General features: G+C 53.8%; 11 protein-coding genes. All 11 read right to left on the bottom strand.

Annotated features, from left to right (window positions below; genetic code table 11):
• Positions 1-32: 32 nt before the first annotated feature.
• Positions 33-992 carry a GDP-L-fucose synthase gene (locus tag B9Y97_RS15900; protein WP_085527666.1) on the bottom strand — a complete coding sequence of 320 codons (960 nt, stop codon included), beginning with the start codon at positions 990-992 and terminating at the stop codon, positions 33-35.
• Between the two features lie 10 nt (positions 993-1,002).
• Positions 1,003-2,124, bottom strand: coding sequence for a GDP-mannose 4,6-dehydratase (gene gmd / locus B9Y97_RS15895; protein WP_085527665.1), 1,122 nt, complete (start codon positions 2,122-2,124; stop codon positions 1,003-1,005).
• Between the two features lie 15 nt (positions 2,125-2,139).
• Positions 2,140-2,883, bottom strand: a complete 744-nt coding sequence (locus tag B9Y97_RS15890; RefSeq protein WP_254900982.1) for a glycosyltransferase — start codon at positions 2,881-2,883, stop codon at positions 2,140-2,142.
• Positions 2,884-3,044: 161 nt separating this feature from the next.
• Complete coding sequence (locus tag B9Y97_RS15885) at positions 3,045-4,277, bottom strand: hypothetical protein (RefSeq protein WP_139828348.1); 1,233 nt, start codon at positions 4,275-4,277, stop codon at positions 3,045-3,047.
• A 312-nt stretch (positions 4,278-4,589) separates the two neighbouring features.
• The gene (locus tag B9Y97_RS15880) at positions 4,590-5,648 is read right to left on the bottom strand and encodes a glycosyltransferase family 4 protein (RefSeq protein WP_176224394.1); all 1,059 of its coding nucleotides are present in this window, start codon (positions 5,646-5,648) and stop codon (positions 4,590-4,592) included.
• 821 nt (positions 5,649-6,469) lie between these two features.
• On the bottom strand, positions 6,470-7,360 hold the full coding sequence (locus B9Y97_RS15870; protein ID WP_085527660.1) for a glycosyltransferase family 2 protein: 891 nt from the start codon (positions 7,358-7,360) through the stop codon (positions 6,470-6,472).
• Positions 7,357-8,184 (bottom strand): glycosyltransferase family 2 protein, encoded by an 828-nt coding sequence (locus tag B9Y97_RS15865; protein WP_085527659.1) that lies wholly within the window; start codon positions 8,182-8,184, stop codon positions 7,357-7,359. The genes B9Y97_RS15870 and B9Y97_RS15865 overlap by 4 nt, the downstream gene beginning before the upstream one ends.
• Positions 8,181-9,158: a UDP-N-acetylmuramate dehydrogenase gene (gene murB, locus B9Y97_RS15860; RefSeq protein WP_085527658.1), complete on the bottom strand. Its 978-nt coding sequence runs from the start codon at positions 9,156-9,158 to the stop codon at positions 8,181-8,183. Before murB ends, B9Y97_RS15865 begins: the two co-directional genes overlap by 4 nt.
• Complete coding sequence (locus B9Y97_RS15855; protein WP_085527657.1) at positions 9,146-10,414, bottom strand: UDP-N-acetylglucosamine 1-carboxyvinyltransferase; 1,269 nt, start codon at positions 10,412-10,414, stop codon at positions 9,146-9,148. Before B9Y97_RS15855 ends, murB begins: the two co-directional genes overlap by 13 nt.
• On the bottom strand, positions 10,415-11,773 hold the full coding sequence (locus B9Y97_RS15850; RefSeq protein WP_085527656.1) for an oligosaccharide flippase family protein: 1,359 nt from the start codon (positions 11,771-11,773) through the stop codon (positions 10,415-10,417). It lies immediately after the preceding gene.
• 127 nt (positions 11,774-11,900) lie between these two features.
• Positions 11,901-12,278, bottom strand: a complete 378-nt coding sequence (locus tag B9Y97_RS15845; protein WP_085527655.1) for a MarR family EPS-associated transcriptional regulator — start codon at positions 12,276-12,278, stop codon at positions 11,901-11,903.
• Positions 12,279-12,431 lie beyond the last annotated feature (153 nt).

The following is a 12,431-nucleotide window of genomic DNA, read 5'->3' as shown; positions in this document are numbered from 1 at the left end:
CCTGTACTCGGTCATTCAACCTCTACGCGATATCAGGCCATCCTGAGGCCGTCATCGCGTTGTTCAAGAAACCAGTCATAGGTCTCGCGGATACCGTCTTCGAGCGCGATCCGCGCCGTCCAGCCAAGCCGCGCGAGCCGGCTCACGTCCAGAAGCTTGCGCGGCGTTCCATCGGGCTTGCTGGCGTCGAAGGTGATCTTGCCGTCAAAGCCGGTGACCCGGGCCACCGTTTCGGCGAGCTCGCGGATTGTCACGTCGCTGCCGGTGCCGACGTTGATGTGGCTCAGCATCGGCTCGGTCTCGCGTTCGTAGATCTCGGGCGCGAGATCCGCGACGAAGAGCGAGGCTTCGGCCATGTCGTCGACATGAAGGAACTCGCGCATCGGCGTGCCGGTGCCCCAGACCACAACCTCATCAACGCCACCACGCGCCGCTTCGTGAAACCGCCGGATCAGCGCGGGCAAAACGTGGCTGTTCTGAGGATGAAAGTTGTCACCCGGCCCGTAGAGATTGGTGGGCATGACAGAGCGGTAATCCGTGCCGTATTGCCGGTTGTAGCTCTCGCAAAGCTTGATCCCGGCGATCTTGGCAATGGCATAGGGCTCGTTGGTGGGCTCAAGCGTGCCAGTCAGAAGCGCGTCTTCGCGCATCGGCTGCGCGGCCATCTTGGGATAGATGCAGGACGAGCCCAGGAACAACAGGCTATGCACCCCGGCCTCGAAGGCCTGGTGGATCACGTTGGCCTCGATCATCAGGTTTTCATAGATGAACGCAGCCGGATAGGTGTTGTTGGCCATGATCCCGCCCACCTTGGCGGCGGCGAGGATCACCCGGCCGGGCTTTTCGGATTTCATGAAATCGCGCACCTCGGCCTGGCTGGTGAGGTCCAACTCCGCATGGGTGCGGGTGACGGTTTCGATCCCGCGCGCTTCGAGCTTGCGAAGGATCGCCCCACCCACCATGCCGCGGTGGCCTGCAACGTAGGTTTTCATCGCGTCACCCTCAGTTCTCAAACGAGACCGGAAGTTCCAACCCATGCGCTTTCAGCAAGGCGTGGCGCTTGGCGGACTTCAGATCTTCGGCCACCATCTCTGCGCACATCTCGCGCGTGGTGATCTCCGGCTCCCAGCCAAGCTTCTGCTTAGCCTTGGAGGGATCACCAAGCAGGGTTTCGACTTCGGCGGGGCGGAAATATCGCGGGTCAATCCGCAGGATCACGTCACCGGGCTTCACCTCGGGCGCGTTCTCGCCCTCGACCGCCTCGACGATCCCGATCTCGTCGACTCCCTCGCCCTCAAACCGCAAGCGGATCCCCAGCTCCCTTGCCGACCAGTCGATGAATTCGCGCACCGAGTATTGCACCCCCGTCGCGATCACGAAATCCTCCGCCTCGTTCTGCTGAAGCATCATCCACTGCATGCGGACGTAGTCCTTTGCGTGGCCCCAATCGCGCTTCGCGTCGATGTTGCCCATGTAGAGGCAATCCTCGAGACCTTGCGCGATATTGGCAAGCCCCCGGGTGATCTTGCGGGTCACAAAGGTCTCGCCCCGGCGCGGGCTCTCGTGATTGAACAGGATCCCGTTGCAGGCATACATCCCGTAAGCCTCGCGGTAGTTCACCGTGATCCAGTAGGAATAGAGCTTGGCGACGGCATAGGGCGAGCGCGGGTGAAACGGCGTGGTCTCGCGCTGGGGGGTTTCCTGCACGAGGCCGAACAGTTCAGAGGTCGACGCCTGGTAGAAGCGCGTTTTCTCCTGGAGCCCGAGGAACCGGATCGCCTCAAGCAACCGCAGCGTGCCGATCCCATCGACATCCGCCGTATACTCCGGGCTCTCGAAACTCACCGCCACATGGCTCTGCGCCCCAAGGTTGTAGACCTCATCAGGTTGAATCTCCGAGATGACGCGGGTGAGGTTGGAGGTATCCGTAAGATCACCGTAATGCAGTTTGAGCTTGGGGTTCGGCTCATGCGGGTCCTCGTAGATGTGGTCGATCCGCTGAGTGTTGAGCGACGACGCCCGTCGTTTGATGCCGTGGACTTCGTAGCCTTTCTCGAGGAGAAACTCAGCCAGATAGCTGCCGTCTTGGCCTGTGATACCCGTGATGAGCGCACGTTTCGTCATGAGGTTAGATATCCTTCATATTCTGGGCACTTTCCCGACTTGTGAATTGACATAGCTTGCTGAGGTTCTTGGCCAACAAAACCCGCGCCCTCCAATGCTATACCGGCGGAAAGCGCGTAAAACTTCGCGGCTTTTGCAGATAACCCAACCTAGAGACCGGTAGCTCTCGTCCCCAACCCGAATTCGAAACAGGACTACAGGACTATATGCCAATCGAAGCTTCCCCTTGGTCAACCACCGCCGGATTGCCTCAAAATCGGTCGCAACGCGAAAACCGATCTCATAGCTCCCGTGCTTCTCAAACACGTCGCGGCGCAGAAACAGCAAAGGGTGCGGTGGCATCCAATCCTTGCGCAGCGGCTTCGGACTGCAAGCCCCTACACGCCAATCGAGGCTCGCACGGCCGGGACAGTCGCGGGCGACATACTCCAGGTCGCCGTAGACACCATCGATATTGCCTGATCCAAACGCCTTCGCCACCTGAGCTAGAACGCTCTGCCGTGCAAACAGGTCATCGGTATGCGAAAGGCCGGTCATCTCCCCGTCGACCAACGCCATGCCTTTGTTTTGAGCGTCGTAGATGCCTTGGTCGGATTGGCTGCAAAATCTAATAGTGGGACTGTTGAACCCCTCGACAATCGCGCAAGTGCCGTCCTCAGACGCACCGTCAATGACAATTAACTCCATGTCAAGGCGGTCCTGAGAGGGGAAGAACTCAACGGAATCGCCGATCGTCGTCTGCGAGTTGTAGGCGGCAATGAAGACGAAAACTATTTTGGTTTGGAAACCTATAGAAGGGGTTCATGCAGAACAAGGAACTGGCTCGAATCACGTTCGGGCTGAGGACTTGTGAAAAACAGGAAGTCAAAGTTGCCACAGTCTCGCGTGATCGCTTGCGACGCGTCACAAACAGAACCGGTCTATTTGACAACCTTCTTACGCAGATTAGCCGAAACAAGTGGGATCATGATGCAGACAATACTCGGCAGAACACTTCGGGTCACCAATGCAAACTCTGTAATCATATTTGAAAACGCATAAACAATAAACAAAACCAAACTCGTCCTGTACTCAATTCGTAGTCTAAGCGGGAAATAAAGCAAGAAAAACAATAACAACAAAAAAACAATATAGATAACACCCGCGAAACCCGAGTGAGCGAGCAAGATTCCAAAGCCACTGTCATACCAAAGTACAGACGCGCCAATTAAACTGGCACCGAACAAAACTGACGAATGAATCATGTCGTCCACAGCGACACCGAGCAAAACCAGACGATTCTGGGCGCTCGCATCACTACCAAACGAAAAATTGAAAGCACGCGCAGCGGCGCCGCCAAGAAAATCGGAAATCTGTTCCCAAAAAGCAATCGACAGCATTGCCGAAACAACAACCAACGCCAACACTCGAAAAGCCACCCCTTTTGAAACCCGCGATCGAAACGAACCAACAAACAAAAACCAAACAACACCGCCAAGTCCGAGCACAACAAACCCGTTCCTGCTGCCAGTCAAAACTAGCGCACCGAGCGCGCTCAACACTACCGCAAATGTCAGGAATGCGCTGTGCCGCCTAATCTTTTGATAGTAAATCATATAGTATAAGAGACTAACCGCAAGGTAGTTGCTGTATAGGTGGGCGTCGGAGATCTCAAAACTTGCTGGGCCTGGGAAACTAGCCCTCGAGACGCCAATTAGCACACCGCGATTGATGGCGATTGGATAAAAGTATGCCCAAGCAATCAAGAATACAAAGGTGACAAACACAAATACCTCGACTAAACGAAGACGGGAAACTCGATCCACAAGCGCCAAAAAAACCAATGGAACAAAAAATATTAAGCTATACTTGTAAAAGAAAGCTAATCGAGACAAATCGTGCGGGTACGAAACCAGCGACGACCGTGTTAGCGAAACCAGAAGAATCACCATCCAAATGTACCAAAGCAACAGAAATACACCAGAAACCCGTTTAAGAGGAATGATTGTCAAAAGACTCGCAAGCAAAAAAAGATCATTTGCGCGAAAGCTTGACATCAGGGCTGAATTCCACGGGTTGAACAACAGTGCAAGTAAAAAGAAGCCAAATGGAATCGAGGAAGCCGGTACAGACTTCGAGTGGCGACCACCGAGCGAACCGCAGTTGTCAGTCATTCATTCAGTCCTAACCTTAAGAACATCCCTTTAAACATTTTCTTTTCTACTTATTTATCCCAAATGTGCGGAGCAGTCATGAAATCGCCTTCGCAGAATAAACGGCACCACTCGCTCCGGTGACGCCTTTCCAGGTGTCAAAGCGAAAAGACATCCCAAAAACCCTCATTGTACAGCTATAGGCTCTCAAAACCTATCTCACGAAATCGATCAACTTAGGCCTCACCATAGAACACCAACTGTCACCACAACTCGGTATATGCGCATCTCACGATTTCGATTCAAGCACCTGGTATAGCCCATCTTCGCCGTTTACTTAACTAAGTGACGGTAGACCTCAATCAATCTTTCAACTTCGGCGTGCGACCGCGTGAAACTTATCAACTCCGAACGATGTGATCTATTGGTCTTGTCTTTCATTCTGTACAGCTTCATGACTTGATTGTTCAAGGCTGTCAGATCCTCCACATTTGGATCAAGCATCAACGTTTCATCTTGAATAAGATCAGCGATGAAGCCGTGATTGAATGCAATAGGAACGCACCCAGCCCAGATCGCCTCAAGAATTGCGTTTGGTTGACCCTCGCTTCTCATTTTACTTGGAAAAAGGAAGAACTTTGTGTTTTGAAGCACTCGAAATGCATCGACTTTATCCAATCTACCGAGCAAACTCACATTCTTGGGTAGACTAACCGCATCCAACAAGCCCCTCTCCACGAACCCTATGCAAGTGAATTTTTTGTCTGGATTCAGCTCTGCAATGTTGAAGAATAGCTCAATATTCTTTGCTCGCGACACATAGCCAAGGAAACAAAAGTCAACGTCACGCTCGCTAAACTTCTTGTTCTCAAATCGCATCCGTTCAAGTTGTGGGCTAATTACATTGGGCATGTACAAGATAGATCTACCCGCAATACCTGCCAGAGAACCAATCTCCTTTTCCCCCTGGATCGACACGACTTGAGCACTTCTAAGCAAGAACCGTGCGAGATGCCCTTGCAAACTTCGATGCTGAATACACTCGGAGAATGACCCGCCTCGCGCTTCGTAGAAGACGTTTGCAGAAAATATGCGCCCCAAAACCAAAAAAATTACTTCGCGATATGTTGATCGCCAGTACATTCCATGTATGTGGATCACGTCTGGACGATATCTAAACATGGAATACAGAGCTCGACCTGCATCAAAAAGTAACTTAAACAAATCCACAAGAAGTTTTGGCTTCAATTTGAGTGGGGGAGTCACTCGAGAAAAATGCATCTCAAAGCCACTTTTTAGGAAACTGTCTTGCGCTGCAATCAATCTATTGGTGTATGTTGTATAGCCACCCACACCACCACCGAAATCTGTAGCGCGGTTTGACTCTTCCACGCAAAAATGAAGTACGCACTTCATCCCAACTGAATTCCCCAAATGATAGCAATCTCTATAGGCATTGTATTTCACACAAACGCACAATTTTTCCTTTCACAAGTGAACACTTAGCATAGAGAATTGGCTTTGGTAAACGAAGGGATGATTGCCGGGTTTCCCTTTCCCAAGGACAGACCAATCTCGCGATTACTGTGATAAAACTCCCGGCACGCGTGTAGCGTTTCAACACGGCCGTCCGAACTCGGAAGTCTGGAACCTGGTGGGAGTAGTACCAAGCCATGAACCGTAGGCTCTGCAGTTTCACATCAAGCTTCTTAGTATATTCCCAGTCTTGGCGGGAATACTCACTTCATGGTTTCCAGAGGGCTTTTCGGGTTTTTTTGGTTTCTTCAAGGCCAAGTTTTGATCCTTCGCTCCGGCCATGAGTGTCGTCCGGGGCTACTCGTTCCTGTGGGGACGGATTGTAAGCATAAGCGCAGCGATGCCCGAGGGCATCATGGTAGATTCTAGGCTCTTAAGCACCGTCTCCCGCACCGTTTCCTGTCTCCTTGTCATCTGCGATCCGACAGAGAAACCGGGAACCAGCGGGGCGACACGGATATGGCGACCAGTAAACTCGACGGCGCGTATCTCCAGCGGTTCTTCGGTGATGCTGAGCTTCATTTGCACCAGCCCCTATTGAGGCCAATGTGCTGGCGGGTGAGTCACTCGTCTCCGCCTTCGATCTTAACCCCGGCTCATCTGAACATCAAGTGCGGCGATCCATGGCGCTAGAACGCCCCATACAAGGTGGTCCACTTCCTATAAAAAGATTCGTTTTACCAAATTCGGCTAAGGCCTCTTACAATGGCATCTACAAAAAAACGCACGGACACGATGGGATGCGTCGGAACCAATATAGCAATCCATAGAATCCTCACGAACCCCTTGCTTCTAAGCACTTCCCATGTTAACCACTTTTTGAAAACGTATGATTTTAAAACTCCTTGGCAATGAATAAATCCGGATAAACTGTGTGAATTTAGGTGCGTAATAACAGGATGTTGAAGGTCATGAGGTATATTCGCTCTTGTAATTTCGCTCCGGTCATATTTCCACGTAGTAGTAACTTTGTCGGAGAACGCTGTTTCCCTCGCAGATGAGATAAGTCTAAGCCAAAACTCAGTATCGCCACCACGCTTCCACCCCATCTTTGTATTGAAGCCTTCTACGCGCTTATACAGAGACCGACGTATACAAGTAGAGTTGGTATGTATATAGTCTACATGGAGGATTCTCTTTAGCGCCTTGCAAGGAGAAAAAGAGCATTCATAAGGAACGTGAACCTCCTTGACCCGACGCCCATCACAAACGCGATATCCTGTTGCTAAAAAGTCAGCTTTAGGATACTTACTGATTAACTCGTCTAACGTTGAGAGATGATTTCGATCCCACTCATCATCTGCATCCAGAAATACGATCCAATCTCCAATTGCTTTGTCTGCTCCTTCATTTCTTGCAAGGTATCCTCCTGGACCGGGTCTGAATCTTTTAATGATAGTTATACGATCATCCACCAATGACTCTATGATTCTTGCGCTTGCATCTGTAGAAGCATCTTCGACGACTAGAATTTCGAAATCCTGAAACTCCTGCGCAAGCACGGATTCAATTGATCTTGCAATGTATGCTTCTTTATTGTGAACGGGAATTACAACGCTGAAAGTCATTTTCTTGGGAACCTGAAAAAATTGCGGAGCACCTCCAATCCAAGGAACACTCTTACAGAATATGTCGCCTTAAATAGAAATAATGGTGCGTACTGCCCATATTCGTCAATTGGATCAATATTTGTTCTTCTATAGTATATTTCACTAGCTATTCTTAATTTGGTTAGTTCATTCCGTAGACGTAGTTTTCTGGAATTATTGGAAACGCCATCTGCGAACAAACGCCGGATATACAGTTTGTCTTCCAGGACGTATGAGGTTGTTGTCCTAAGCATCCGCATCCATAAATCAGCTCCTTGGCCGACGGTGAATAATGTTCGATAGCCCCCAACACTATCATACGTTTTCCTACGATACATCAGCTCACCTTGCGAGAACATGAAATAGGCCATTTGTCTCTCGCAAGATGCTTCGGGACGCCGTAGCACTTCGGATTCACTGTTTTCGCTTTGGTCTGAATACCAACATCCTACAATTGAGAATCTATTATCTATTGTGATCGCTTCAACCTGCGCGGACAACCGCCGCGGCAACGACAAATCCCCGGCCCCTTGTATCGCTATGTATTCTCCATCACTCTCATCGATCGCGCGACGGATGGCGCGCGTGAAACCTGTGTTGTCCTGATGAATTACACGCAGGCGGGGGTCGTCATAGCTGTCGAGTATCTCGCGCACACGTGGGTCGGGGCTGCCGTCATTGACGACGGTAATGTCGAAATTGGGATAATCCTGTGCGAGCAGGCTGTCGATCGTGTCGCGGATGAAGTCGGCGCGGTTATACCAGGCGCAGACAACAGAGACCTTGGGCGGCGCTTCGGTCATATGGTGATCTCATTCAAGACGGTGTCAGCGGGCTGGATGGTGCCGTCGGCCTGTACGAAGCACGCCTCGGCCGCCATACGGTAACCTGTCGCCGCCTCGACTGCACTGCCGATACGGGCGATCAACGTCAGTACTTCGGTAGCCGTGGCTCTGCCCGTGTTTACGATGAAGTTCGCGTGCTGTGGTGAAACGAGTGCGCCACCTTCGCGTGCCCCTTTGAAACCCAAACGTTCGATCGCAGCGCCCGGCGGGCCGATCTCGGCATACATTGCAGGGTTTGATTTGAAGACTGACCCGCAATTGGGCTCCTTGCGCGGGAACTTGCGGCGCCTCTCGGCGAGGATCGTACGCATCTCGGATCGAATTTCCGCGCGCGGGCGGGACGAAAAACGCAGGCTGGCGGCGGTGATGATCTCGCCATTCGTCTGGAACACCGATTGGCGATAGCCGAAAGCGCAGTCCTGCGCTGGCCGGTTGCGGACCTTGCCCGTAGCGTCCACGCTCTCTACCTCCACAATACTGCTACCGATACCCTTTCGCTGGCTGCCGCCATTCATGCAGATCAACCCCCCCAAGGTGCCGGGAATGCCGCAAATATGCTCGGCACCACTGAGCCAGGCCTGCATGAGCTTGCGTGCAAACCCCGGGACCCAGGCCCCGGCTTGGGCCCATGCCTGCTGACCTTTGATGTTAACATGCGCCATGCGTTCCCCGATCTGGATGCAGGGGGCACGCAGCCCGGCATCGTCAAAGAGCAGGTTGCTGGTCAGGCCGATCACGACGGGTCGGATGCCTTGTGCCGAAAACCAACGCATCAATGCCGAAACTTCCGCAGTCGATGACGGACGCAGCACCAGATCAGCGCGCCCGCCGATCCGCCATCGGCTGATTGCGGAAAGGTCCACATCACGCGCAACGCCACCGGGGCAAAGCGCGGTTAGCTCGGCGATAGCGGCCTCGTTCAGCTGGTCCATTTCACATCCGCCCCAAGCGAGCGCAGTTTTTCTGGTAGTCGGTTGTATCCGCGCAATGCCATTTCGACACCTTCAACTCGGCTGGAGCCTTCAGCACAAAGCGCCGCCATGATTTGGGCCATGCTACCCCTGAGGTCAGTCGATCTGGTTTTCGAACCGGTAAGCTTCACTGGACCTCGAACCGTTATCCGTGAAGGTTCCGCGTCAACTGCCCCCGGAGCAAAATTTGCGAGTTCCCGTACGTAGGCGATCCGTTCAGGGTAGCGATAATCATGAACAATAGATCGACCGTTGGCGAACAACGCCAAAAAAACAAAAAAGGACTGCATATCAGAAATCACGCCGGGATGTGTTCCTGTTGCAAGTTCGAAAGGCTGCAATCCATGAGGGCCTATACAATCCGGGCCAACCAGCACTGTATCGCTGTTTGCAAAAAAGTCCAAACCTGCATCTCGTAAATGGATAAGCGGGACTTGCATGGTATCAAACGGCACGTTCCGAATTAGAATCCGCCCGCCATTCACTGCGCCAAGCACAATCCAAGTCAGCGCTTCAATTCGGTCCGGCATGATTGAGAACGTTGCGCTGCCTAGCAACCCCGCTGCGCCCTCAACATGAATGTGACTACTGCCTTCCAGCTTGATGCGCGCGCCCATCTCTATGAGAAAACTGATCAGATCCTGAACTTCAGGAGTTACATAAGCATTGCGAATATTGGTGCTACCTTGAGCTACGGCTGCACAAATCAGTGCGTTTTCAGTTCCTCCAACGGTCGAGATAGGAAAGTCAATCTCGCCACCGCGCAGGTACCCTGCTATCTCTATATAATTCGGCTTCTCCTCGACTTTGCAGCCCAAGGATTCCCATACCATGATGTGCAAATCATAGCCACGGCTACCGATTTTGCACCCCCCCGGGTAGGGTACGCGCGCATGACCGTGGCGCGCCAAGGCACCACCTGCGAGCAGATAGGTGGTTCGGATAGGGAGCTCAAAATCGGTAATCTGGTCAAAACCAAGATCACGGCCATCGATGCGAAGTTCTTCGTTTTCGGGATCAATGATCAGAAGCGCACCCATTGCCCTGATGAAAGCCATTTTTGACTTTACGTCTTCCAATTCGAGTGGAAAATTCCTCAGCGTGACGCTTTCTTCGCTCAGCAGTGCAGCGGCCAATACTCTTGTCGCCGAGTTTTTAGCTCCGCTAACCGTTACGCTGCCATTTAGGCTGCTCCTGCCGTTTGTGATGAGTTCCATCTATCTTCCCCGAGACCTGATTGGGATAAAGCGATAGGCATAGACCGCGCTCAAGGCATAGTGCAGCGAAAGCGTCAGGGCATATGCCCATACCGCGAATTCTGATGTCCAGGACAGACCATGTGACATGCCGAACACGGCGGCAATCAATGCAACCCGCTGAACATTGAGAAACAGCAACTGCCGATGCCCATCAAAGATATTGAAAACATGCGCCACGGGGGCCTGGATAAACTGGAAGAAGAGATAGATTGCGAGCGCTTGCGCGAACAAGCCAGCCTGGACCCATTCGCCTCCGAACAAAAACGCGAAAAGCGGCTCGCCGAACACGAGGAGGACCAAAGCGGGGAGCACCGAAACGGCTCCCAGGCGAAACATGACCGATTTCAACATCGTCCTGATCTCGCTAGAGCGTCGCGCTCCAAGTAATGACGCCTCGGCGAAAAACGCTTGCGAGGTGGTGCGTCCGAGCAGGTTTATTGGCACCGAGAGCGCCATAACCGCCAAACCGAACTGTCCCGTCGTCTGCGGATCGTAGAGTGCAGCTATGAACAACATCGGTGCCTGCACTGAGAAAACCATCAGAAACTGCGAAGGCACCCGCCAGATCGGAAATCCCCTGTGCCGCCTAGCGGCTTTCCTCATCCGCGACCTGCTGACATGACGCCAAGACGCCCGGAACTCGGACAGGAACCCGCGCATCAACCTTCCGATCCCGCCCGCCTGTGCCACCACCTGCCCCACCAGCAGCCCCAGCGGCTGGAGCGAAGCAAGACCGAGCGCGATCTTGATCACCGCACCCGCAGCACTCTGCGTAACTTTGGTTTGCGCGATCACCTTGTAGGCGCGCTTACGCGTGGCCCAGAGCGTCAGCATCTCATAGGTCGCCGTGCCCAGAACGCCGAGCGCGATTAACCACCACCACGGTGCCAGAACCTGCATCGAGACAAGGCCCAGCAGCGCCTCGCCCCCCAACCACAACGCCAGCGCGACCACAGCCGAGAGCACCAGCATCAGCCCGACCGAGATCGCCAACAGGTTCATTGCCACCCCGTCATGGCGCGGCAAGGGCAGTGCCAGCACATAGCGCAGCGTGACCAGCGGCGCGAGGATTGCCACCAGCGCAGTGAAGACGGCCAGGACGCCGAAATCCTCAGGGCTGTAGAGCCGCGTCAGGATCGGGATAGCGGCAATCCCGATCACCCGGCCGATGCCGCTCCCGAGGGCCAGTGTCGCCATCCCGCGGAACACCCCACCAGAGGCACCGCCGAACAGGCGCGCAGAGACGCGGTTCCTCAAAGTGCGGCTGTCCGGCACGTCAGCCAAGGCCATGCCCTTGCTTTCGGACGTCCCCGACATGGTCAATCGGGATCATCACCGGATTCATGCTTCGATTACCACCATGACATGCTCCGCCGGACGCCTCTCCCATATGCATGCAATCCCCCCCAAACGCCCGATAACGCAACACACACACCACACCGCTTCACTCCCCCGACTTCCCCGCCACCACGCCACCTGCGTCCCCCGCCCCCTCCAGATCACGCCGAAGCTCGGCGATCTCTTCCTGCAGCGCCTCGTATTGCTTGAGCTTGCGGCCGAGGAACCGCGCCGTGAGGCGGGATTTCTCCGACAGGCCCTTCGGTGTCAGGATGTAGGCGTAGCGCCCCTTGTGGCTCGACGAGATGAACCGCTCGAATTTCACGAATCCCTTCTCGGCGAGCGCCTTCAGCAGGTAATAGGCTGAGCCGTTCGACACCCCCACCGCGTCGGCGATCTCGCGGGTGCTGAGTTCGGGGTTGTCCCCGAGCAGGCGCAGCACCTGGAAATGCGCCTCTTCGCGTGCGGCCTCGCGCCGGGTCACGCCGCGCGCCCTTGCGCCACGGCTACCGCACCGGGCCTTGCCATCGCGGCCCGTGCAGGGATAGACAGAGATCTGGAACGCGTGGTCATCGACAGTCGCTCAAAAATGAGCACTACGTGATCCGGGCCGGTCCTTCAAGCTGAAACTCGCCCC

This window comes from Maritimibacter sp. HL-12 (assembly GCF_900177545.1).
Classification (GTDB): domain Bacteria; phylum Pseudomonadota; class Alphaproteobacteria; order Rhodobacterales; family Rhodobacteraceae; genus Sinisalibacter.
Note: the sequence above shows the minus strand (reverse complement) of the source record. Positions and strands in the feature narration are given on the sequence as shown.